Raw genomic sequence first — 22,706 nt, 5'->3', positions numbered from 1 at the left:
TTAGTGCTTTTTTTATATTACGGTGGAGCATTAACAATTAACAGTTGACAAGGAACAGCAAAAACCTAGGGCTGATTGGGCTGTCCCTTGTCAATTATCAACTGTTTAACCTTTCTGCGCCCAATCTTTCGCCCAATTCAAGTTTTGCATTACTTCTTTCAAAGTCGCAGCTTCTGAATATAACCGCAAAACTGGTTCAGTACCGCTAAATCGAATTAATAGCCAACTTCCGTCAGCTAAACGGAATTTATATCCGTCAACTTTGTTGCAATCTACAACTGCTTTATCGGCGATTTTTGTTAAAGGTTGATTTTCCAACAGCGACAGCAAACGCGAACGTTCGTCCATATTTGCTAAGTGCAAGTCGATTCTGTCGTAAGCTGAAGTAAAGCCTGTTTCTTTTTGCAATCTGGCATAGATTTGGCTTAAATCTTCGCCGGATTTGACAACGGCTTCTAACAAATACAGCGCCGACAACAAAGCATCTCTTTCTGGGATGTGGGTACCGTAGCCGATTCCTCCCGATTCTTCCCCGCCGACTAGGACTTGAGTGGTCAACATTCGATCGGCTATATACTTGTAACCGATCGGCGTTTCAAATAAGGGCAAGTCGTACAATTTAGCAATTTTGGGGATAATGTCAGAACCGCTGACTGTTTTAATCACTTCCCCAGTAAACCCGCGCCGTTTGGCTAAATGTTCGATTAATATGGGAACTAGGATTTGTGAACTGAGGAAATTGCCGCTAGAGTCAACAGCAGCAATCCGATCGCTATCTCCGTCAAACACAAACCCGATCGACAAACCAGAGCTTTGGCGTTGGTGAGTTCGCATCACCCGAAACAACTGCGAAAGATAGCGCGGCAAAGGTTCCGGTGCTCCGCCTCCAAATAGCGGATCGCGATCGCTATTGACTTCGTGCACTGTTTCTTCTAAAATCTGTGCCAATCCTCCGGCGGCCGCACCGTGCATGGCATCTACAAATACGGTAATTTTGTTAGAGGCGATCGCCTGTTTAATCCCATCAATATCGACCATTTCCCGCAAGGTTTTGCAGTAAGCAGGCCAAGGATTGAAACTCTCCAATTTGCCCGGAGTTGCGGAAATTGGGGCGGGATTTCCTAACTTTGCTTCTATCTGTTGAGTAACTTCCGGCGAAACTGAACCTCCAAAGCCGCCCTTGACTTTTAACCCTAAATATGCGCCGGGATTATGGCTGGCAGTTAGGACGATCGCGCCCAAAGCATTTAATTGTTGCGCAGCCAAACTAAAAGCCGGAGTGGGAGCGTAAGTATCGCTCAGCAGCACGTCAAATCCGGCGTTCTGGACTGCAACAGCCGCTGTTTTGGCAAAATCTTCCGCCAAAAATCGGCGATCGTGACCGACGATTACGGTACCGCTGCTGGCATCATTGCCGCCGGTTTGTGCGAGAACTTGTGCTGCTAGCGGCGCTACTAACGCTACGCGATCGAATGTAAAATCGTCAGCAATAATGCCGCGCCAGCCATCTGTACCGAATTTAATAGGATTCATTAGTCAAAAGCCATGAGTCACCAATCTATTTTATTAGCTCAACAGGCGATCGTCATCTAATTTGAGATTTGAGATTATGGAATTGTTCCTCAAGCCTCTACTCTCACTACTGACTAATGACTACTGACTAATGACTACTGACTAATGACTACTGACTAATGACTACTGACTATTGACTAAAAGAATGCCGGTTGATGGCGAATCAAATTCAGGAATTCTTCGCGAGTTTTCTGTTCGTCTTGGAATATGCCCAACATCGCACTGGTAACTGTCCAAGCACCGGGTTTTTGTACTCCGCGCATAGTCATACACATATGACTAGCTTCCATCACCACAGCTACTCCCCTGGGTTCCAATATGGTCTGAACCGCTTCGGCAACTTGGCGAGTCAAACGTTCCTGTACCTGTAACCGTCGGCTGTACATCTCGACAATGCGGGCTAATTTGCTCAACCCTACTACTTTTTGGTTGGGGATGTAAGCGACATGAATTCGTCCCATAAACGGTAGCATATGGTGTTCGCACATACTGAAGACGCTGATGTCTCGCACTAACACCATCTCATTGTGACCTTCGTCAAAAATAGCGCCGTTGAGCAGTTCTTCTAGGGATTGACTGTAGCCACTGGTGAGAAACCGCATAGCTTCTGCTACCCGCTTCGGGGTTTTGAGCAATCCTTCCCGTTCGGGGTTTTCTCCGATTCCTAGCAGCATCGTCCGCACTGCTTCCATCATTTCCTCCTGACCTACTTCTGAAGGTACCGGCACCTGGGATTCTAGACCGTTCGAGGAGTTGCGATCAGGTCTAGTGGGGATGCGGGGCAAATTGTTGTCTGGGGTTTCTGAAAGTATTGTGGAACCGTTGTTCGATGCAATTGTCATAAAAAATTGGTGTCAGGGTAGATGGATTTTTGATTTGGGATTTGCGATTGGAGAATATAGCTAGAGATTCAAAGATTGTTGAATTCCTGGAAAACTCAGCAGTCTCAAATCTCCTGTTCACAAAACTCCAGCGTTGGACATGAGGGTGATTTCTTCAATTACGGCGCCATCGGGTAACTGTACTGCGTGCAGTATAGATTCGGCGACGATTTCTGGAGTTAACATGGCTGTGCGATCGAAGTCGGCTTGGACTGTTTCCGTGTCCCACATGGGAGTGTTGACAGAACCTGGACAGATTGTTGTTACACGAATTCCGCCAGCCCGTTCTTCTGTCGCTACAGCCTTAGACAAAGCCATGAGACCGAATTTGCTGACGCAATATAGTCCCCAATTCGGAAAGACTTGGCTGCCGGCGATGGAGGAAACGTTGATGATGATTCCTGATTTTCGATCGCGCATGGACGGCAAAATTCCTTGAATGCACTGCCAGACGCTAGTCAAATTCAGGTCTAAAACTCTCTGCCAGTCGGCTAGAGGCGTTTCTGTCAATGGACCTGTATAGCCCATGCCAGCACTGTTGACCAGGATATCTACTGGTCCAAATTGAGCTGCAATCGCACTGATGCTACTTTGCACTTGGTCAATTTTTGACAAGTCTAAGGGATAAGCTTCTGCTTTCACTCCGACTTCTCTGGCTGCGGCGGCAACGGCTTCTAAGTTTTCTGACCCTCGACTAACTAAAGCCAGGTTTATGCCGGCTTTGGCAAATGCTAGAGCCGTGGCTTTGCCAATACCGCTACTTGCTCCGGTAATCAGAGCCTGCTTTGTTGTCGGATAGTTCATAGAAAAACTCGGTATGGGGGAAACTCAGTCGATCGAATATCCCATGGGAACAGTTATTTCTGAGATTAACATTAAGAAATGTTAAGCCGATGTCACATCAAAAATTATAACATTGCTGGCAGATTCGCAGAATTATCCATCGGTATTGAGAAGATGAGTTTTCAGTTAAAAATTGCTGAACTGATTCCTGGGAATCGATCGGCTCAAGCAGGAATTTCTGTGAATACACCGATGTGGCGGAATTTTTGATACCGCAGTTCCCGGCGCTGCTGGCTGGAAAGCTGACTCAGTTCTGCTAAATTTTCCAACAATGCTCGTTTCAGTATGGACGCAGCCTTGAGGGGGTTAGAGTGAGCGCCACCAATGGGTTCTGGTACTATTTGATCGAGAACGCCGAGGTTTTTCAAATCCCAAGAAGTAATTTTTAGAGCTTCGGCGGCCAAGTTGGCTTTCCCAGAGTCTTTCCACAGGATCGCGGCGCAAGCTTCGGGGGTAGCAACGGTATAGACGGAATGCTCTAGCATCAACAATCGCTCGCCGACGCCTATGCCCAAAGCGCCACCAGAACCGCCTTCGCCGATGACGGTACAGATGATGGGAACATCGAGGCGAAACATTTCTCGGAGGTTACAGGCGATCGCCTCTCCTTGTCCAAGCTGTTCGGCTTCTAAGCCCGCCCAAGCCCCTGGAGTGTCGATAAAGGTGAAAATTGGCATGGAGAAGCGATCGGCGTGTTCCATCAATCGTAGGGCTTTGCGGTAGCCACCGGGAGCCGCCATACCGAAGTTGCGGGCAATATTGTCTTTGGTGTCGCGACCTTTTTGGTGGCCGATGATGACCGTGGGACGCCCATCAATGCGGGCAATACCACCCACCATGGCCGGGTCGTCACCGCCCCGTCGATCGCCGTGAAGCTCAATCCACTCGTCGCTAATTGCCTGAACGTAATCGAGGGTACTGGGGCGACGGGGGTGACGGGCTAGTTGCAACCGCTGCATGGGGGAGAGGCTGCTAAAAATCTCTTGCCGCAGTTGGTCTGTTCGAGCTTCCAGCTTGCGAATTTCTTCGGATGTTTCTTCGGAAACATCCACACCGTTTTCGGCTGCAAGTTGGCGAATCTCGTGAATTCGGGCTTCGAGTTTTGCCAGGGGCTTTTCAAAATCTAAGAGTAGTGGTTTCCGGTCTGGGTTTGGCACGCTGAGAGTTTCTATAATGTTTTGTCAGGTTTTGTCGATCGACTCTTTGGAGATCCTACCGTGTTAGGTGTTGCTCCAAAAGAGGGCCCGGTTGAAGTTGTCACTATTAATTGGTCAATTGCTTCCTATCGCTTTGGCAAATCAGGGAGTTGAGCTTAATTTTTTGCTACACTCTGACAACAACAATACCAACGCCATCGAACTCACGCCTCCGGAAGCTGTGACAGCCATTTCAGTATCAAAAACTGCGCTCAAAGCTTCTTGTAACAGTTAACAGTTAACAGTTCATTGTTAACTGTTAACTGTTAATTTTCAAACTCAAAATGACATCAAAGGTCGGAAACCGTGTTTAACGGAAATCTCACCAATTTGCTCCATCTTTTCCACCGTAATTTGATTCCGTCCCCAAGAAAAATTGGTATACAACTTTTCAAATTCCAGCAGCATTGACTCAGCAAAACAAGCAAACAACTGTCTACCCGGTACATCCATATTGACAATCTTCATGATTTTCCACTCAATATCGAGGGAATGTTCCACAATGCCACCATTGAGCACGTAAATTTCGGGATGCTGAACCTGAGTTGCCAGATTTTTGGGATAACCACCATCAATTAGCAAACAAGGTTGCTTCAATGTAGAGGGATCGATTTCTACTCCCTTCGGCATACTCGCTACCCAGACGACAATATCAGCCTGGGGTAGCGCCTCTTCCAAACCCATAATTTTGCCTCGCCCTAATTCTGTCTGCAAGTCTTGCAAACGTTCCTTGTCACGGGCAATCAGCAACAATTCTGCTACATTGGTTTTAACGTTGAGCCAGCGACACACGGCACTGCCAATATCGCCAGTAGCACCACAAACAGCTACGGTAGCCTTGGACAGTTCAATCCCCAATTTGGGGGCAGCTTGTTCTACTTGGCGACAGAGGATGTAAGCAGTGTGAGTATTACCCGTGGTGAATCGCTCAAACTCCAACTTGAGATTGCGAATTTGCTTAATTTGCTGCAAGTTGAAGGTTTCAAAAATGATCGATGAAAACCCACCTAAAGCCGTGATATTAATCCCGTTTTTTTGAGCGTGTGCCATCGCGTTAATGATTTTGCGGGTGGCTGCTTTAATCCGGCGAGTGGCTAGCATTTCTGGCAGAAAACAGGACTCCACATAGCGACCTTCTATTTTTTGCCCAGTGATGCTGGTAACAGTTATATTATCGACTATTTGGGGAGGTGCGCTGCACCAAAAATCAAGACCTTGATCGGCATATTCTGGATAGCCCAGCTCGTTAGCTACCGATTGGGCGTGTTCTAAGCTGGTTAAGTGACCGATTAAACCAAACATTCAGTTGTCAGATTAAGGAAAAAGGAAAAAGGAAAAAGGAAGAAGGAAGAAGGAAGAAGGGAAAATTAAAAAATTTTAATTTTTAATTTTTATCTGATTCCTCATGTTCCCATTAATTAGGTTACAAACCATTGTGATGGATGAAGAATGGAGAAGGAAAAATTAATTTTTTTAAATTTTTCCTTTTCCCTTCCTGATTTTATACTTGATTAGGCTATGAGACCTTGTGCTGACATTCGCATGATGTCACGGTTGTTAAAGCCAATGTTTTTAAGGGCTTCACCGTAGGCAATCATAAAGTCTTCAATTAAAGCATCTTTTTCCATTCCCAAGACTTGAGCATCATCTGCGACTTTGTTTAGTAGTCTCCAGATGATGGGCAAGTTTTGGCGGTTGGCTGCTTCGAGTTCAGCTTTGGATTCTTCAAAGTGAGCTTCCAGCCACACTTCCCCAAAGTTGAGGTGGGTGTATTCTTCTTTGACTACGCCTTCAGTGATTTTGCGGGCAAAGTCGTCAGCGACGGGAATGTAAATATTGTAGGCGGCGATCGCAAAACACTCGATAATCAGCGATTGAATCAGCAAGCAAGTTACAACCTTACCTTCGGCAGATGCCTTTTGGAAATTCTCATGCAGTTCTGAAAAGAATTCCTTGGCAAATACCATGTCTGGCGTGACTTTCAGATTCCTGCCACAAGCTTGGAAGCCTTTCATATGCCGGTTCTCCATCTTGGACAAGCCAATTAACTCGTCCTTTTCGTCCGCCAACAGTTCGGCGAGTGTCAGGTAATTGTCATGAGCTTCTTGTTCGCCTTCAATCACAATGGCATTGATTCGGCTGTAAGCATCTTTGTAAGTTTCGGTTTGAAAGTCAATTGCTGGGATGGCCTCAAGCTGTGGCATATGATATGTAGTCTCCTGAATAACCTGTAGGATGTTTGGACACCCCTTTAAAATTTGGGGTCAGTGACAGTACGCTTTACCTATTTTCGACTAAAAATTCGCGATTGTGTGGGAATCTGGGAGGAGATCGGGTTTGAGAGCCTCACAAGGTTATTATTTTAGATTAATTCACAAGTTTATGGGCAAATCTTTGGACAGGTCTAGGGCACTGGAACTGCTGAGTTTTATTTTGTTGCTAGTGGGGGCCGCACTGGTGCTGTTGCCTCTAGCTGCTGTATTTTTGGTTTCTTTATCACCATCTGGTGTCGGTGTCAAGGTCACGGGCTGGACTTTTGCGAACTATCAGGAGGCTTGGCGACGCGGTAATTTTTTGTTGGCATTTGTTAATTCTACTCTAGTGGCGATCGCAGTAACTGGTTTTCAGGTAGTAACTTCGGCTTTAGCCGGCTATGCCTTGGCCAGGCTGAAGTTTCGAGGGCGACAAGCCTTAGTGTTGGTGGTTTTGGCAACCCTGGTAATTCCCTTTCAGCTTTTGGTGATTCCCATTTTCTTGGTTTTGAAGTGGGGCCATTTGCTCAATACCTACGGGGCGCTAATCTTACCCACGGCTGCTAATGGTTTTGGGATTTTTCTCCTACGTCAATATTTCCTGACAATTCCCGTGCAGTTGGAAGAGGCCGCCATGCTGGATGGGGCAAACCGCTGGCAGGTTTTGTGGCAAGTGATGTTGCCTTTGGCCCGCCCTGCTTTGGTGACGCTGTTTTTGTTTACGTTTATCGGCGAGTGGAACGATTTGTTTAAGCCCCTGGTGTTTACCACGCGCCCAGAGTTGCGAACCGTACAGTTGGCTTTGGCTGAGTTTCAGGAACAGTTTACTAGCAGTTGGCCCTTGTTGATGGCCGCGGTGGTAATTGGGACAGTGCCTGTTGTGTTACTGTTTTTGGTCGGTCAACGGCAGTTTATGCGGGGTATTGCGACGACGGGGATTAAGAATTAAGATTCAGTCTTTGTGGAACAGGCATCTTGCCTGTTGCTGATGTTGCACTATTTTCAAGAACAGGCTAGAAGCCCGTTCCACAATCAGATTCAGTCTTTGTGGAACAGGCATCTTGCCTGTTACTGAAATAGTGCAGATGTAAATTTGATATCACTCACCGATTGAAAAGTGGATTTATTCGCTAATAATTTGCAAACGAATAGAGCGTTCTCCATCTCCAAAATCCACTTCTATCTTTTCCCCCGAAAGCGTGTCTAAACATCCCAGCAGTAATCGCAAATTCGGCGTACTAGCTCCTGTATCTACATACAATCTATCTGTTAAGCTCCCCAATCGCTTCCAAATAGTGTATAGTTTGATTACTGTTTGTTCTAGCTGCGCTGCCTGTTTCACAACGTCTGCGGTGGTTCCCAAACAGCCTACTCGTAAGGATTCTTCTAAGGCCATTTCCATATCTAAATGAGACTGATTGAGCGCCTGGACTTGGGCCGCGGAATCGAGATATTTAGATAAGTTCTTGGCATCGGAAGTTAGTTGTTTGACTGTATCTACGTCGGGATTTTCTGCTACTTCTTTTTGAATTTCAATTTGGTGAGATGGAGATAGTTTCTCCATTTCTTTGACTAAGGGGGCTAGGTAGCGGGAAGGTAGGGAACCTGTGGATGCTTTTTCTTTGACTTCTTCTGGGAGTAAGTCGGAGTTCAAAGCCATCCATTCGTCGGAGAGTTGTTTAACTTCGCGCCTGGTAATACGATCGCCTTTTCCGGCCGCATCTGTTACCATTAGCTGTACTTCGGGAGATGCTTTGGCGGTTTCTACAAAGGCTCTTTTGCTGAAGTTTCTAATGGAATCTGGGTCTAAATCTCCTTGCTCGATTAATGTATCGGCACTCTTAGCTAATTCTATTAAAGAATAGGCTTGACTTTTGCCTATTTCTCGTTCTTTTAGCCAGTTCAAAAAGCCAGTGCCGCGTCCTTCGCCACCTTTTTTTTCTCTGTCTCGGACTGTTCGGAGAATGCGTCCCCGCCAGATGTCGGTTTGCAAGTCAAAGCGATCGCATACTTTCCAGGCATTGTCAACCTGATTGTCAAAATCGAAGTCTGGTATTTGTTCGTCTTCGGGATCGGGTAATTGAAAATTGATATCCGTAAAGCCTTTGAGGGCTTCTGCAAGTTCTGCGGGATTTTGGGGGACTTCAGCCATTAGGAAAAAATTGTGTAGAGCAACAGCCGGTTTGATTTGGAACTTACACGGGTTGACAGTTGAAACTCTATATGTAGCGGTAACGCGGGGAATGCCCACTCTACTAATAGAGTTTGTGTGCAAGTCTTATCATTATTGCACGATCGGGATGTTTCGAGACAATTTACCTGATGGCGAAGCCAAAAGGCCCAATTCCCAATTCCCAATTCCCAATTCCCAATTCCCAATTCCCCATTTCTACTTTCTTCCTTGGAGCCAATAAGTCACCATATCCCCCTTACCTTTGATCGGAGTCAAACCTCGATTCTCAAACAAATACTTATCTTTCAAAAGCTCATAAGTAACATCCGTAACTTGAATACTGCCTGCAACTCCTGTAACTTCCATCCTCGCCGCCACATTCACAGTATCCCCCCATAAATCGTAAGTAAATTTGCTAACACCAATCACTCCCGCAACTACTGGCCCAGAATTGATACCCACGCGAATTGCCAAATCTTCCCCTGTTTGGGCGGACAATTTTGCTATTTTTGCTTGCATTTCCAGGGCCATTTCCGCGATCGCCTCAGCATGATCATCTCTGGGTGTAGGTAATCCTCCAACTACCATGTAAGCATCACCAATAGTCTTAATTTTTTCCACACCGTATTCTTCTGCTAATTGATCGAATTGGGAAAAAATCACGTTTAAACGCTTTACGAGTTCCGTCGGAGACATTCTAGCGGACAACTCAGTAAACCCAACAATGTCAGCAAATAAAACACTTACTTCTTCAAAACTGTCAGCAATCGTGCTTTGCTCAACTTTCAATCTTTCGGCTATGGGTTTGGGCAAAATATTCAACAGCAATTTCTCAGTTTGATCCTGTTGAAAACTCAGCGCTTCTTGGACTAATTTTCGCTCTGTAATATCAGAAACAGTACCTTCATAGTACATTAACTTACCTTCTGAATCGCGAACTGTCCGGACATTTTCCGATACCCAAATCCAAGCACCATCCTTACGTTTAACCCTCGATTCAAACCCAGAAACAGCATTATTCGCATCCATAGCAACTACAAATTCCCGACGGCGTTCGGCATCAATATAAAGTTGCTCGGAAATGTTGTGAATGCTTGACATCAGCTCCCCAGGCGAATCGTAACCATACAATTTTGCTAAGGCTGGATTAGCGCTGATAAATTGTCCTGAAGGGGTACTTTGAAAAATACCTTCCATGGCATTTTCTACGATACTGTGATATCTTTCTTCAGCTATTTTAAGAGATTCTTCTGCTTTTTTTCGCTGAATTAAAGAACCTAATTGAGTGCAAACAATATTAAAAATGTCAATAAATCGCGAATCCTTGGGACAAGATAAAAGTTTAAAAAAAACTAGGACTGCTAATACTTCATCGCCGACTAAAATAGGGACACCAAAACCTGCTTTAAATCCGATTTCTAGCGCTATTTTAGTTCTCATAAATTCTGGGTATCCCACGGAAACATCTTCTACCCATTCAGGTTTCCGGGAAACCCAAACTCGTCCTGGTAGCCCGATATTTCTAGCAAATGTCAAGTTTTCGCTTTGCTGGCGGAAGATTGCCATGCTGCTATCTCTACCATACCAACCGCGGCTCGATTTCAACAAAGTTCCTTCGGAATCAGGAATCCAAGCTTCTCCTAGATCCCATCCGATTGTTTCGCCAACTTGGTGCAAAATTACTTCTAAAGCAGAGTTAAAATCCACCGATTCGCCGATCGCCCGCGTAGTTTCTAGCAAAAACCTAATTTCTTCTTCAGCCCGCTTTCTTTCAGTAATTTCTTGCTCCAACAAAGCATTGCGCTCTTGCAACTCTCTAGCTTGTTGTTGCAGTTTTGATTGCAAAGAGCGCAAGGAAAGTTGGCTTTCAACACGGGCTAAAACTTCTTCTATTTGAAATGGCTTAGTAATATAGTCTACTCCTCCTACTTGAAAAGCTTTTACTTTTTCTAATACATCATCTAGGGCGCTAATAAAAATGATCGGAATATCTTTAGTTTTTTCATTCTTTTTTAAATTTTCACAAACTTGATAGCCGTTCATTTGCGGCATATTAATATCTAACAAAATTAGATTCGGAGGAGACATTTGTGCTCCTTGCAAAGCAAGTTGTCCGTTAATAGCCTTCCTAACTTGATAGCCGTGAGATGTCAGCATAGTGGATAAAAGTCGCAAGTTATCCGGCATATCGTCAACGATCAGAATATCTTTAGGAGTCACTGGCAGTGGATGGTCGTTCATCATAATATAATTGAGTGAGATCGATGATGATATCTATCCGAAAGTTTTCGACCAAATCTGTTAAAGCCTTAGCGAGATTTGCCTCACTTTCAGGGATTTGCTGGATAAGTTGCAGTAGGCCGCTGTCATCAACGCAAATTGCTGCTTGGTATAAATTGACTAACCAGTCTGTGGGCATTACACTCAAATCATCTGGGGTTAAAATTTTCGGAGATGTCTGGGGTGGTACAGAACTAGATGGATTTTCTTCTTCATAAATATAACGCAATTTTAGGCGATCGGCTATTTTATCAAACAGCACTTCTTCCCGAAAGGGTTTACAGATAAAATCATCACAACCAGTGGCAAAAATTACTTGTCGCTGTTCTTCAAAAGCACTAGCAGTCAGGGCAATAATGATGGTTTTTTCGCCTTCAGGAGTTTGCTTAATTTTTCTGGTTGCCTCATACCCGTCCATAATAGGCATCAACATATCCATCAAGATCAGGTGGGGTTTCCAGCTTTCGTGCAAAGCCACAGCTTCTTCACCGTTACAAGCTTCGATAATTTCAAATCCCAATGGTTTCAAAATCTCGATTAACAGTTGACGGTTTTCTAGTACATCTTCAACTATCAATATCCGATAAACTGGCTGTCCAGCTTCTAAAGAAATGACTTGTTTGGTGCTAGATTTTTCTCTATCATCAATTTCTGTTAACACATTAACTTGGATATTAAAGGTAAATGTTGTACCTCGATCTATTTGACTTTTAACTGATATATCACCTCCCATGATTCGGACAAACTGCTGGCTAATCGGCAAGCCTAAACCAGTTCCTTGCATCGATTTACGTCCGGTATCTGTTTGCACGAAGGGCTGAAATAAACTATTAATCTCAGCGGGGGAAATACCAGGTCCTGTGTCAGTTACTTCAAAAATTAATTGGCATTTTTTTGCTCCATCTAAAGTTTCTTCTGGTTGGCTTGTGACTCGCAGAGTAACGCTGCCCTTAAAAGTGAATTTAATAGCATTTCCGATGAGGTTAATTAAAACTTGCCGCAATTTTGATTCATCGGTTTGAATGTATTTTGGTAAATCATCCGGTAGGTCAAAGATTAGCTGCAAGCCTTTAGAGTTGGCTTTTAATTGCAACATTTCTTTGAGGATATCGATCAGCTTGTATAGGTTAAAACTATTTTCATTGATGCTAATCTGACCAGATTCTATCTTAGACATGGACAATACATCATTGATGAGTTCCAACAAATGTTCGCCGCTACGGTTGATGATTTCGATATATTCTTTTTGTTCTTTGGTGATGGAAATGTTGCGAGCCATAACTTGAGAAAAACCAAGAATAGCGTTTAATGGGGTGCGGAGTTCGTGGCTCATGGATGCGAGAAATTGGCTTTTGGCACGATTGGCAACTTCAGCATTTCCTTGAGATTTAATTAGTTCCATTGACTGTCTTTGAGTGTAGGCTAGCAATTCAGCTTGTTGCAACGCGACTCCTAGCTGCGTACCTATATGAACTGCGACGTTGATTTCAGCTTCGCTCCACTGGCGGGGGGCTGAATTTTGATAGGATGCGAGTAATCCCCAAAGTTTTTCTCCGCAAAAAATGGGGACGGTAATATAGGCTTTGACTTCAAATTTTTCTAAGAGTTGGATGTAGCAATTATCGAAGCCTTGTTTGTAAATATCTTCGACGCAAAGGTAAGTCTTACCACGGCTGTAGGCTCCGCCTTGGGTTTCTTGCAAATAGGTGTCGCATACTTCTTGTAAGCTGCTATCAAATTTTTGGAGGAGGCACTTTTCGTTCTCTACAGTATCTTCTGTGAAGTTGGGGTATATTTGCTGTTCTTGGATGAGGGAAATCCAGTTATTATCAACGGATTCCGCTACAAATTCACCACTCCAGTCTGGATTGAAACGGTAAATGGCGACTCGATCGCATTTCATGGTTTGGCGCAATTCTCGTGTTGTGGCCTGAAAAATCTCTCGGATATCTAATGTCTGCCGCATTTTTTCAATAATTCGCGCGATCGCTCTTTGGCGCAATGCACTTTCTTGTAGTTCCATTTCTGCTTGCTGGCGTTCGGTAATATCCACTGCCATTAAGCCGATGCCGATCGCTCTACCTTTTTCATTAATTAGCGGAGTATTATACCACTCACAAACGACTTTTTTACCATCTTTGGTCTGGGTTTCACTGGTGGTGCAAGTAGCACTAAATTCCCCAGTCATATTGTTGTTTAAAAGTTGAGATATTTGCTGGTAACAACTTTCGGGAATGATTAAATCTGGGACGTTGTGACCGATAACTTCTGCTTGGCTATATCCAAAAATATTTTCCGCAGCCGGATTCCAAGTGATCACTTCTAAATTAATGTTTAATTCGATAATCACTATAGGTGTTTGCTGCAATAGAAATGAAATTCTTTGCTGGGATTCACGCAATTTTTCTGCGGCTCTTTTGCTGTCGGTGATGTCGTTAGCCGTACCAAGAATTTGTTTAGGTTTACCATCAGTTTGTCTCACAAATACTGTATCCCAACTGTGCATCCACCGCCATTCGCCGTTTTTGTGTTTCATGCGGTATTGACATTCAATGACATCGCCGTCTTGGGATAGCTCCACTTTTTCGACACTTTCTAAAAAGGCTGGTAAATCTTCAGGATTGAGCAGCCTTAACATCATTTGATTACCCATATCTTGTATTTCTTGGGCGGTGTAACCTAGCATTGCAGTAATTTGGTGGTTGGTGTAAACGTTGCGGTTTTCAACTAAGTCGTAAACGTACAATAGATTGGGATTAGAATCAGCGATCGCCTGAATGAAGTGCTGACTTTCTCGCAGTGCGGATTCTGTTTGTTTGCGATCGCTAATATCTCGTCCCACAATAATTACTGAATCTTCAGACAAGGGAGAAACTTTAGCATCGAGCCATATTTCGCGTCCTTCTACAGTATAATTATATTCAATATTGATACTTTTTTTGCTTATTAAAACCTGTTTGATAGTAGCTAATATCAGGTCGGCAATAGATTTGGGTAAGACTTCGTGGGCTGTTTTGTTAATCATTTCGCTGGGAGGTTTAATCAAACTTGACGCACCTGTGGGAGCGATTTTGATACAACGCCCTTCGGCATTTCTGACTAAAACTAAGTCAGTCATAGCAGCAAAAAGAGCTCGCAATTCTGCTTCAGATTCTTGCAGAGCTTGTTCGGCGCGGACGCGGGTGCGAACTTCTGCTTGTAACTGTTTATTTTGTCGATCGAGTTGTTGAAGCCGCTGTTTTTCTCGTTCTAAAAGTTTGGCTTGGGCGATCGCAATTCCTACTTGAGCAGCCACAGTTTCTAAAAGATCGATTTCATCTTCTGTCCATTCCCGGTAGCGATCGCACTGGTGTAAGCAGATAGCACCGTTTGCTTCCCCTTGGTAGGAAGTGCGGATTGCTAACATCGATTTCAAGTTCACCTCGCGGCAAATGGGTAGCGCTGCTTGTAAAAGAGGATCTGAGTAAACATTATGGGAGGCGATCGCCCGATCTTGAATCATCATTTGTACGACGTGAGGATTCCCCCAAATCGGAATTGAGATATGGCGAATTGATTCGCAATCGGGTTCCAGATACTCTGCCGCCAAAGGAATATCGACCTGGGGGCTAGTAATATAGGTGTGAAGCAAACAACGATTCACACCAAATGTCTGACCAATTTGAGTGACTGCGGTTTGAAATATTTCATCTGGTTGTAAGCTAGAGCGAATCTGCTGAATTATTTTTCCAATCAGCAATTCTCGCTGAACTTGCCGTTCTAAGGCTATTTTAGCTGCCGCTTTTTCTAAATCTGATTGTTTGCGATCGCTAATATCAAAAAGTACCCCGTACCAAACAATATCTCCATTGCTACGCATTTCTGGTCGAGAATTAGATTGCAACCACTTAATCTTCCCTGATGGCGTAATAATCCGCCATTCGCAGGCAAAAGGTGCTAAAGTTTGGGCGCTCATCAGCACAGCATTTTCAATAGTTTTTCGGTCATCAGGATGATTTTGTTGAAAACACAATTCGGGGTTATTTAAAATTTGTTCGCTGTCTAATTCATATATGGTTCTACAATCAGAACTGATATATTCAAAGTTTAATTTTCCCTCACCATTCATCACAAATTGATAAATTACTCCCGGTATATTAGTCGCCAATTTCTGCAACCGTGCTTGACTTTCCCGCAGTGCTTGCTCTGTCGCGTTGCGAACTGCCACCTCTCGCTGTAGTTGGGCGTTCTGCTCTTTTAATTGTTTTGATAGGTGTTGAATAGTTAGTTGATTTTTGACACGGGCTAAAACTTCTTCGACTTGAAAAGGCTTAGTAATGTAGTCAACTCCCCCAACTTCAAAGGCTTTAACTTTATGATAAGCTTCATGGAGGATGCTCAAAAAAATTACCGGAATTTCGCTGGTTTTTTCGTTAGCTTTTAGTCTTTCACAGACTTCATAGCCGTTCATTCTCGGCATGACAACATCGAGCAAAATCAAGTTAGGTATAGAATCAAAGTCAGAATTTACTGTCAATTCACCCGAAATAGACCTCTGAACTTTGTACCCCTCTTTACTCAAGATGTTTGATAAAAATCGCAAGTTATTAGGTCGATCGTCAATGATTAAAATTTGGATATTTTCGGGGTTAATCAACATCTTGTCTGCGGCCATATTTTTATTCTCTACTGTGAGTACCAGATGAATATTTGAGTTTATTTATTAATTTATTTTCTAGGAATGTCAAGGCTGACGCACTCCTACCAAAGAAACCAGGTTTTTTACCGAATCTGTCGGCAAAAACGAAGTATTTTCGTAAAAAAACCCGGTTTCGGAGTCCCCATGTGTAAGTCCTAAATCTATCTCCTATAGCAGCCTTCTCAATCATCATGGCTAGTTCACCAACAGATTTAAACGATGCCGCAAGACAGCAAAACTGGCATCAGACTGCGCCCAAGTGTTGGATTTATAGGGCTGCAACATCTCAGGGAACAAGTTGTTTAAATTTTCGGGTGTTTATCTGCCAGTAATTCCTGAAGTTTCAGAATATTTTCGGCAGTAAGAGCGATTTTGATTTCCAGTTCTTGTTCTACATCCCATAGCAACATAATATTATCTTCGCCGAGGGCAAATTCGACATTTTTCAGTTCAAGGGTTTGATATTTAATTTCGGGAATTGCTATCCGAATTACTATCTCCGATTCTAACTGAGGGTAAATGTAAAGTTGCTGTTGCAGGTTGTCTAGTTCCAGTTTCTGAACTATGGTATTCCTTTCGACAGGAGAATCTGGTTTGTACCAATACAGAGTATCCCCACGAATTTCAGGATTGACCATGATAAAATTTTCGTCAAACCGCTGGGGATGCCAGTGAATTTCACTCATATCACCGGCCAGGGGAATAATGCGCTCTACCCAGGTAATTGCTTTGCCATGGAGATTTGCCCACCACTGACTGATATGATGTAAATTGTCAGTATTTGTGGGGTTGTTACTTTCCAATTCCCAAACTATTTTTAGTTCCATATACAGGTTATCCAGCGAATTTATTTTTTTGATAGTTTGCACTTTCAATTGGAGATTTATTTCTTCTACAATACTCTCAATGGACTTACCAATTATTTACCACGAAGATTACGTTGCACCCCTGCCACCCGGTCATCGCTTCCCGATGGCTAAGTTCCGGCTGCTTTATGAAATGCTGGTGGCGGATGGGGTCGCCTCCCACGATCAATTTCACGCCCCGGAACTTCCTCCATCAGAATGGATTCAATTTGTCCACGATGACTTTTACATTCAAGCTTACTGCAACGGGACCCTTGATGCCAAAGCTCAGCGCCGAATTGGTCTTCCTTGGAGTCGAGCCCTTGTCAATCGGACTTGTATCGCCTCCTCTGGAACGGTACTGACAGCCAAGCTTGCTTTAGAATGCGGTTTAGCTTGTAATACGGCGGGAGGAACTCATCATGCTTTCCCTAATTATGGGTCTGGTTTTTGTATTTTTAACGATTTGGCGATCGCCTCTCGTGTCCTGCAAAAAATGGGTTTAGTTCGTCAAGTATTGATTGTGGATTTAGATGTACACCAAGGGGATGGAACCGCTGTTATTTTTCAAAATGACGACAGTGTTTTTACTTTTTCGATGCACTGTGAGGTGAATTTTCCAGGTACCAAACAAAAGGGCGATTTAGATGTAGCCTTGCCTGTGGGCATGGAGGATGAAGAATATTTACAAACCTTGGCTAAATATTTAGCAGATTTGCTCTCGGATGTCAAGCCAGATTTGGTTTTATACGATGCCGGAGTAGACCCTCATCAGGCTGATAAACTGGGAAAGTTAGCTTTAAGTGATACGGGGTTATTTCGCCGGGAAATGCAAGTTTTGTCTACTTGTTTGGCGGGGGGGTATCCGGTTGCTTGTGTGATTGGCGGCGGCTATTCTGATGATACGAAGGGGTTGGTTTATCGGCATTCTTTGCTGCACCGAGCGGCCAGTCAGGTTTATCGGCAGTATCGACTGTGAACGAACCTGACGGTCAACTGAGTACAGTTAGACCGCAGGCTTCTTTTTCCTTTTTTGCAAAGGCTTTTTTGAGTGACGGAGTTCCACCGCCACTTTCGTAACTCAGACCAATTTTTCTTATGAGTTTGGCTGAATTTTCATCTCGATCCAAAGATTCTCCACATTGACAAGAATGCCACCGTTGGGACAACTCTTTCGGGACTTTGTTGAGGCAGTTCCAACAGTGCTGGGAAGTTCCTTTGGGGTCAACAAATAAAACACTTTTACCTAGTTTCCCTGGCGACATATTTCAGAACGTTAATAGTTGCTAGTTGGGCTTTTGTGGGTTTGAGGCGGTATTTGTAAGTGAGTTGCATTTTTAGCTTCTTTTTTCGACCTACCTTAACATACCATTTCTTTTGCTTTAATATCTAGGAAGTACATCAAAGTTAAAGGTCTTTGCAATGTCTAATTGTCGGTTTCCGTACCTACACCCGACGAGCCTTTCATCCCAAGGAGTAATTTATTTGGGGTGCTTCGCGCAGCGCTCAGATTCATCCCCCTCTAAATATACCCTTAGACTTCCCGGCTGGTAGTTAAACATTTGTATTTATCAAATGTCGATCGCCAGCCCTTGCCAAACAGATACAAACTGAGCTAGAAATTATTAAACAGACGATCGCCCTTATGTCTAATGCCATTGTGCAAAATCATCCGTATCCCCTACTTGTCGTCATTGTTAACTACCGAACTCCGGCTTTGACCATAGACTGCTTGCGTTCTCTAGTTAACGAAGTTGAATCCCTTCCCGGTATGCGGGTTGCAGTTGCAGACAACGCCTCTGGCGATAACTCAGTCGCAGAAATTAGTAGCGCGATCGCAGAATTCGGCTGGAGCGAATGGGCATCCTTCGTACCCCTAGACTACAACGGCGGATTCGCCTTCGGCAACAACGCCCTGATCCGTCCCGCCCTGAAATCTCCCAATCCCCCGCCTTACATCCTGCTGCTGAACCCAGACACCGTAGTTCGCCCCGGTGCCATCAAAGCCCTGGTCGATTTCATGGACACTCATCCCGAAGCCGGAATCGCCGGCAGCCGCTTAGAAGACCCCGACGGCACCCCCCAGGAGTCAGCTTTTCGGTTTCACAGCTTGTTGACGGAACTCGATTTTGGTTGGCGCACAGGCTTCCTATCCAAGCTTTTGAAAAACTGGGCCGTAGCGCCTCCGATTTCCGAAGAAATCTGTCAAACTGATTGGGTAGCTGGAGCCAGCATGATCGTCCGTCGCGAAGTATTTGAACAAATTGGCTTGATGGATGAAGCTTATTTCATGTACTGCGAAGAAATGGACTTTTGTCTGCAAGCTCACAAAGCTGGCTGGAGTTGCTGGTATGTACCCCAAAGTCGCGTAGTTCACCTAGTAGGTCAAAGCTCAGGCGTCACTGACAGCAAAAAGCCTGCGAAACGACTGCCTACCTATTGGTTTGATTCCCGACGCAGGTACTTTATCAAAAACTACGGCTTGGTTTACACAGCGTTAACTGATGTATCCTGGGCTTCGGGCTTTGCCACCTGGAGGGTGCGTCGCGTACTTCAACGCAAGCCCGACGGCGATCCACCCAAATTTCTCAGCGATTTTGTATTGAATAGTGTATTTTTTAAGGGGGGTAAGATTGAAAAATCCAAAAATTTTTAAAGGAGTGGGTAAATAATTCAAACCCAAATAAACCCGGTTAATCCAAATAAAATCTTGTGTGATGTACCCTAGAAATTGGTATTCTAGATCTCAATAAACCGGGTTGAACCGGGAGCATCCAGATTTTGCATAGGCGAAGCATGACCGCCGACAATTTATTAGCGATAACCAGAAATTTACAGCGGTCATGCTTCGCCCCTACGAATATATTTGAAAAACTCAGATGCACCCGTTAAACCTCCCTCAAAAAAACCAATAAACAAATTACTATCAGGGGCATCTAGGAACAGGGTAAACAAGCAATAAGTGTGAATTAAAACTTATGGTAACTGACGATCAAAACTTAATTGGCAGTGCAAATCAAGTAGAAAACCCCCCACTCGGACTGTGGCAGCAGATTCAAGAAGACTGGATTGCTCATGGTCGTGATTGGACAAAACCGGGATTTCGCGCTGTAGCAATTCAACGCTTCGGTGTGTGGAGAATGAAGGTTGAACCCAAGCTGCTGCGGGCTCCTTTGAGCATTCTTTATAGATCGCTCTACCGAAAAGTCCGCAACACTTATGGCATAGATTTGCCATACACCGTGAAGCTCGGCCGCCGGGTGGTGATTGAACATGAGAGTGGTATTATCATCCACGGAAACTGTACGATCGGCGACGATTGCATTATCCGCCAAGGTGTAACCCTGGGAAACCGCTATTTGGACAAACCGCTAGAATCGCCTCAATTGGGCGATCGGGTTAACATCGGCGCAGGTGCAAAAATTCTCGGCAAGGTCAACTTAGGAGACGACGTAAATATCGGTGCCAATGCAGTAGTTTTATCCGACATTCCGGCTGGTCAAACTGCTGTTGGTATCCCCGCCAAGATTCTTCAATCTACAAAGAAACAGGAAAATGCTTAAGTCAATCCTCCAAAGATTCCTCCGCCATCAGGCTATGCGTTACGGCAAGTTTTCCAACCTCTACATCAGATTCTGTAACCCCGGTTCCCAAGAATACGCCGAATTTCTCCGTCGCCACGGCAACTTCTACGCGATCGGGGAAAATTGCACCATCCTGCCGGAGACCATGTTTACCGATCCAGCCTACGTCCGCATCGGCAACAACGTCCACTTCTCCTCTTGTACCGTGATCGGCCACGACGGCTCCATCGCCATGCTCAACCGGGCTTACAACGTTAGACTAGATGCCGTAGGCAAGGTAGATATCCGCGACAACGTATTTATCGGCTACAGGGCGATCGTCCTCCGCAATGTCACCATCGGTCCAAATGCGATCGTCGGCGCCGGTGCCGTCGTCACCAAAGATGTTGCCGAGGGCGATATAGTAGCAGGCGTTCCCGCCAGACCCATCGGCCGCGTCTCAGACTTAGTGAAAAAATTGCAAGCCGAAACCCAAAGCTGGCCCTGGGCGGATTTGATTAACAACCGTGAAGGCTGTTTCGACCCAGAAATCGAAGAGGATCTCTTACAGTTACGAGTCTCGCACTTCTACCGCAACACATCAACTCCCACTGCGTTGCAATTCAAGTAATCTCCCTACAGCAGTTAGAGATTACTTTTCATGTAAACTCCACAAATAAACACAATTGTCTACATCATCAAAATACTCGACAAACAATGGTTGATTCACTTACTAAGCCAATCATTTCTGCTACAGAACCAGACTGGAGTCGCGAACAAGCTGGTAAGTGGTGGGAACCCAATTGTCAACTGCTCAAATCTATCCGTAATTATCAAAAATGGCAGCAATATGGTGGGATTTTAGGCTATTTGTTATGTCGCTTAAATATCATATACCATCGTTTTTGGAGTGTTGTAACGGCAACAGACATCCCCTTAAACTGCCAAATAGAAGGAGGACTGGTACTGCCTCATCCTAATGGCATTGTCATTCATCCCAGCGCTTCCATTGGCCCTAACTGTTTAATTCTGCAACAGGTGACAATTGTTGGTGATGTCAAAATTGGAGGCCATGTCGATATCGGTGCAGGAGCCAAAATAATTCGCTCCGTAACCATCGGCGATCATGCTTTGATTGGTGCTAATGCTGTGGTGATCTGTGATGTGCCACCCGGCGCCACCGCAGTGGGAATACCAGCAAAAATTATTGAAAAAAAAGCCAGTAAATCGGAAAAATCTTTTCTAGAAGTAGAAGAAATCATATCAAAATAGCTGGGCTTTGATTAAGATCTGAAACAGACATCTCCTAAAAAGACAGTGAAGAACAGGCAGGACTGCGTGTTCCACCAATAATTATGGCAGAGGTCTCAGGAATAGTTTAGTAGTTGCATTCAACAGGAAAAACTTGAAAAAAATTGGATTAGTGGCGATCGGACGAAATGAAGGGCAGCGCCTCCGCCAATGCCTACTCTCGGCCACAAACAAAGTTTCCCGCGTCATCTACGTCGATTCCGGCTCCACAGACGGTAGCCTAGAATTAGCCCGATCGCTCGGAGCTGATACAGTAGAACTAGACTTATCTACACCATTTACCGCAGCCCGTGCCAGAAACGAAGGCTTTACCCGCCTGCTGGAACTAGCACCAGACATCGAATTTGTCCAATTTGTCGATGGCGACTGCGAAGTCGTTGACGGATGGATCGATCGAGCCTACAGCGAACTCACAGCCAAACCAGACGTAGCAGCAGTCTGCGGGCGCAGACGCGAACGATACCCCACAGCCACCATCTACAACCAACTCTGCGACATCGAATGGGATACCCCCATCGGCGAAACCAAAGCCTGTGGCGGCGACTCCATGATGCGCGTCGCAGCCTTGCAACAAGTCGGCGGTTTCAATCCCACACTCATCGCCGGCGAAGAACCAGAGCTCTGCGTGCGTTTGCGCCAAAAAGATTGGAAAATCCTGCGTTTAGACGCCGAAATGACCCTCCACGACGCGCAAATGACCAGTTTTACTCAGTGGTGGAAGCGCGCCCAAAGAGCAGGTTACGCCTACGCCGAAGGTTCCTGGATGCACGGCGGGGAACCAGAGCGCCATTGGGTAAAAGAAACCCGCAGCATCTGGCTGTGGGGATTAATCTTGCCAGTCCTAGCCTTGGCAATGGCATTGCCGAGCAAAGGTTGGAGCCTGTTACTATGGAGCGGCTATCCCTTAGCAACCTATCGCACCTATAACTATTATGTAAAGCATCGGAATATCACCACTAAAGACGCAGCCATCTACGCTTTGTCTTGCGTATTAGCCAAATTTCCCCAGCTACAAGGTCAAATCCAGTTTCACCAGCGCAGATTACTGGGCCAACAGAGCAAATTGATCGAATACAAAACAACCAACTCCATTAATTCCGCCAACTAGCACC

Annotated in this window: 19 protein-coding genes; 7 read left to right on the top strand and 12 right to left on the bottom strand. The window is 44.8% G+C overall.

What is annotated here, in order from left to right:
* Window positions 1–105: 105 nt before the first annotated feature.
* The 6 genes from ACBR23_RS04375 to ACBR23_RS04350 form a co-directional block, all read right to left on the bottom strand.
* Entirely contained in the window at window positions 106–1,533 is a 1,428-nt protein-coding gene (locus tag ACBR23_RS04375; protein WP_371118986.1) for a phosphoglucomutase/phosphomannomutase family protein, read from the bottom strand.
* A gap of 176 nt (window positions 1,534–1,709) precedes the next feature.
* Window positions 1,710–2,414, bottom strand: coding sequence for a GTP cyclohydrolase I FolE (folE, locus tag ACBR23_RS04370; protein WP_371114482.1), 705 nt, complete (start codon window positions 2,412–2,414; stop codon window positions 1,710–1,712).
* A gap of 117 nt (window positions 2,415–2,531) precedes the next feature.
* Complete coding sequence (locus ACBR23_RS04365; protein ID WP_341735685.1) at window positions 2,532–3,257, bottom strand: SDR family oxidoreductase; 726 nt, start codon at window positions 3,255–3,257, stop codon at window positions 2,532–2,534.
* A gap of 203 nt (window positions 3,258–3,460) precedes the next feature.
* Window positions 3,461–4,453, bottom strand: coding sequence for an acetyl-CoA carboxylase carboxyl transferase subunit alpha (accA, locus tag ACBR23_RS04360; protein ID WP_341735686.1), 993 nt, complete (start codon window positions 4,451–4,453; stop codon window positions 3,461–3,463).
* Window positions 4,454–4,771: 318 nt separating this feature from the next.
* A complete protein-coding gene (locus ACBR23_RS04355; protein ID WP_371114483.1) occupies window positions 4,772–5,794 on the bottom strand; it encodes a long-chain acyl-[acyl-carrier-protein] reductase in 1,023 nt (340 codons plus the stop codon).
* 209 nt (window positions 5,795–6,003) lie between these two features.
* Window positions 6,004–6,696 (bottom strand): aldehyde oxygenase (deformylating), encoded by a 693-nt coding sequence (locus ACBR23_RS04350; RefSeq protein WP_371118985.1) that lies wholly within the window; start codon window positions 6,694–6,696, stop codon window positions 6,004–6,006.
* Between the two features lie 178 nt (window positions 6,697–6,874).
* Here ACBR23_RS04350 and ACBR23_RS04345 point away from each other — a divergent pair, with 178 nt between their 5' ends.
* A complete protein-coding gene (locus tag ACBR23_RS04345) occupies window positions 6,875–7,693 on the top strand; it encodes a carbohydrate ABC transporter permease (RefSeq protein ID WP_371118984.1) in 819 nt (272 codons plus the stop codon).
* Between the two features lie 174 nt (window positions 7,694–7,867).
* Here ACBR23_RS04345 and ACBR23_RS04340 read toward each other — a convergent pair whose 3' ends face one another.
* The 4 genes from ACBR23_RS04340 to ACBR23_RS04325 all read right to left on the bottom strand — a co-directional run bounded on the left by ACBR23_RS04340 (window position 7,868) and on the right by ACBR23_RS04325 (window position 16,702).
* Window positions 7,868–8,896, bottom strand: a complete 1,029-nt coding sequence (locus ACBR23_RS04340; protein WP_341735691.1) for a hypothetical protein — start codon at window positions 8,894–8,896, stop codon at window positions 7,868–7,870.
* A gap of 237 nt (window positions 8,897–9,133) precedes the next feature.
* The gene (locus tag ACBR23_RS04335) at window positions 9,134–11,161 is read right to left on the bottom strand and encodes an adenylate/guanylate cyclase domain-containing protein (protein WP_371118983.1); all 2,028 of its coding nucleotides are present in this window, start codon (window positions 11,159–11,161) and stop codon (window positions 9,134–9,136) included.
* A complete protein-coding gene (locus tag ACBR23_RS04330; protein ID WP_371118982.1) occupies window positions 11,127–15,851 on the bottom strand; it encodes a PAS domain S-box protein in 4,725 nt (1,574 codons plus the stop codon). The genes ACBR23_RS04335 and ACBR23_RS04330 overlap by 35 nt, the downstream gene beginning before the upstream one ends.
* Before the next feature lie 326 nt (window positions 15,852–16,177).
* Window positions 16,178–16,702: a hypothetical protein gene (locus ACBR23_RS04325; protein WP_341735694.1), complete on the bottom strand. Its 525-nt coding sequence runs from the start codon at window positions 16,700–16,702 to the stop codon at window positions 16,178–16,180.
* Between the two features lie 79 nt (window positions 16,703–16,781).
* On the opposite strand from ACBR23_RS04325, the gene ACBR23_RS04320 reads away from it, so the two are divergent.
* Window positions 16,782–17,699: a histone deacetylase gene (locus ACBR23_RS04320; RefSeq protein WP_371118981.1), complete on the top strand. Its 918-nt coding sequence runs from the start codon at window positions 16,782–16,784 to the stop codon at window positions 17,697–17,699.
* 13 nt (window positions 17,700–17,712) lie between these two features.
* Here the strand turns inward: ACBR23_RS04320 and ACBR23_RS04315 are convergent, their stop codons facing one another.
* Together ACBR23_RS04315 and ACBR23_RS04310 are read right to left on the bottom strand one after the other, a co-directional pair.
* The gene (locus tag ACBR23_RS04315) at window positions 17,713–17,985 is read right to left on the bottom strand and encodes a zinc ribbon domain-containing protein (protein ID WP_371118980.1); all 273 of its coding nucleotides are present in this window, start codon (window positions 17,983–17,985) and stop codon (window positions 17,713–17,715) included.
* Window positions 17,963–18,055 carry a helix-turn-helix domain-containing protein gene (locus tag ACBR23_RS04310; protein ID WP_371118979.1) on the bottom strand — a complete coding sequence of 31 codons (93 nt, stop codon included), beginning with the start codon at window positions 18,053–18,055 and terminating at the stop codon, window positions 17,963–17,965. The genes ACBR23_RS04315 and ACBR23_RS04310 overlap by 23 nt, the downstream gene beginning before the upstream one ends.
* 310 nt (window positions 18,056–18,365) lie before the next feature.
* Between ACBR23_RS04310 and ACBR23_RS04305 the strand changes: the two genes are divergently transcribed.
* The 5 genes from ACBR23_RS04305 to ACBR23_RS04285 all read left to right on the top strand — a co-directional run bounded on the left by ACBR23_RS04305 (window position 18,366) and on the right by ACBR23_RS04285 (window position 22,702).
* Entirely contained in the window at window positions 18,366–19,376 is a 1,011-nt protein-coding gene (locus tag ACBR23_RS04305) for a glycosyltransferase family 2 protein (RefSeq protein ID WP_371118978.1), read from the top strand.
* 322 nt (window positions 19,377–19,698) lie between these two features.
* Complete coding sequence (locus ACBR23_RS04300) at window positions 19,699–20,283, top strand: serine O-acetyltransferase (protein WP_371114490.1); 585 nt, start codon at window positions 19,699–19,701, stop codon at window positions 20,281–20,283.
* The gene (locus ACBR23_RS04295) at window positions 20,276–20,914 is read left to right on the top strand and encodes a DapH/DapD/GlmU-related protein (protein ID WP_371118977.1); all 639 of its coding nucleotides are present in this window, start codon (window positions 20,276–20,278) and stop codon (window positions 20,912–20,914) included. Before ACBR23_RS04300 ends, ACBR23_RS04295 begins: the two co-directional genes overlap by 8 nt.
* Window positions 20,915–21,000: 86 nt before the next feature.
* Window positions 21,001–21,555: a serine O-acetyltransferase gene (locus ACBR23_RS04290; protein ID WP_371118976.1), complete on the top strand. Its 555-nt coding sequence runs from the start codon at window positions 21,001–21,003 to the stop codon at window positions 21,553–21,555.
* Between the two features lie 133 nt (window positions 21,556–21,688).
* Entirely contained in the window at window positions 21,689–22,702 is a 1,014-nt protein-coding gene (locus tag ACBR23_RS04285) for a glycosyltransferase family 2 protein (protein ID WP_371118975.1), read from the top strand.
* Window positions 22,703–22,706: the final 4 nt, after the last annotated feature.

Source organism: Microcoleus sp. (assembly GCF_041354475.1).
Taxonomy (GTDB): Bacteria; Cyanobacteriota; Cyanobacteriia; order Cyanobacteriales; family Microcoleaceae; genus Microcoleus.
Note: the sequence above shows the minus strand (reverse complement) of the source record. Positions and strands in the feature narration are given on the sequence as shown.

Bases quoted from the DNA above. Each gene is read 5' to 3' on its own strand.
- ACBR23_RS04320 (WP_371118981.1), top strand. From the start codon at position 16,782: ATGGACTTACCAATTATTTACCACGAAGATTACGTTGCACCCCTGCCA.
- ACBR23_RS04305 (WP_371118978.1), top strand. From the start codon at position 18,366: ATGTCTAATGCCATTGTGCAAAATCATCCGTATCCCCTACTTGTCGTC.
- ACBR23_RS04330 (WP_371118982.1), bottom strand. From the start codon at position 15,851: ATGGCCGCAGACAAGATGTTGATTAACCCCGAAAATATCCAAATTTTA.
- ACBR23_RS04335 (WP_371118983.1), bottom strand. From the start codon at position 11,161: ATGATGAACGACCATCCACTGCCAGTGACTCCTAAAGATATTCTGATC.
- ACBR23_RS04300 (WP_371114490.1), top strand. From the start codon at position 19,699: ATGGTAACTGACGATCAAAACTTAATTGGCAGTGCAAATCAAGTAGAA.
- ACBR23_RS04340 (WP_341735691.1), bottom strand. From the start codon at position 8,896: ATGGCTGAAGTCCCCCAAAATCCCGCAGAACTTGCAGAAGCCCTCAAA.
- ACBR23_RS04325 (WP_341735694.1), bottom strand. From the start codon at position 16,702: ATGGAACTAAAAATAGTTTGGGAATTGGAAAGTAACAACCCCACAAAT.
- ACBR23_RS04290 (WP_371118976.1), top strand. From the start codon at position 21,001: ATGGTTGATTCACTTACTAAGCCAATCATTTCTGCTACAGAACCAGAC.
- ACBR23_RS04365 (WP_341735685.1), bottom strand. From the start codon at position 3,257: ATGAACTATCCGACAACAAAGCAGGCTCTGATTACCGGAGCAAGTAGC.
- ACBR23_RS04310 (WP_371118979.1), bottom strand. From the start codon at position 18,055: ATGCAACTCACTTACAAATACCGCCTCAAACCCACAAAAGCCCAACTA.
- ACBR23_RS04345 (WP_371118984.1), top strand. From the start codon at position 6,875: ATGGGCAAATCTTTGGACAGGTCTAGGGCACTGGAACTGCTGAGTTTT.
- ACBR23_RS04355 (WP_371114483.1), bottom strand. From the start codon at position 5,794: ATGTTTGGTTTAATCGGTCACTTAACCAGCTTAGAACACGCCCAATCG.
- ACBR23_RS04315 (WP_371118980.1), bottom strand. From the start codon at position 17,985: ATGTCGCCAGGGAAACTAGGTAAAAGTGTTTTATTTGTTGACCCCAAA.
- ACBR23_RS04350 (WP_371118985.1), bottom strand. From the start codon at position 6,696: ATGCCACAGCTTGAGGCCATCCCAGCAATTGACTTTCAAACCGAAACT.
- ACBR23_RS04375 (WP_371118986.1), bottom strand. From the start codon at position 1,533: ATGAATCCTATTAAATTCGGTACAGATGGCTGGCGCGGCATTATTGCT.
- folE (WP_371114482.1), bottom strand. From the start codon at position 2,414: ATGACAATTGCATCGAACAACGGTTCCACAATACTTTCAGAAACCCCA.
- ACBR23_RS04295 (WP_371118977.1), top strand. From the start codon at position 20,276: ATGCTTAAGTCAATCCTCCAAAGATTCCTCCGCCATCAGGCTATGCGT.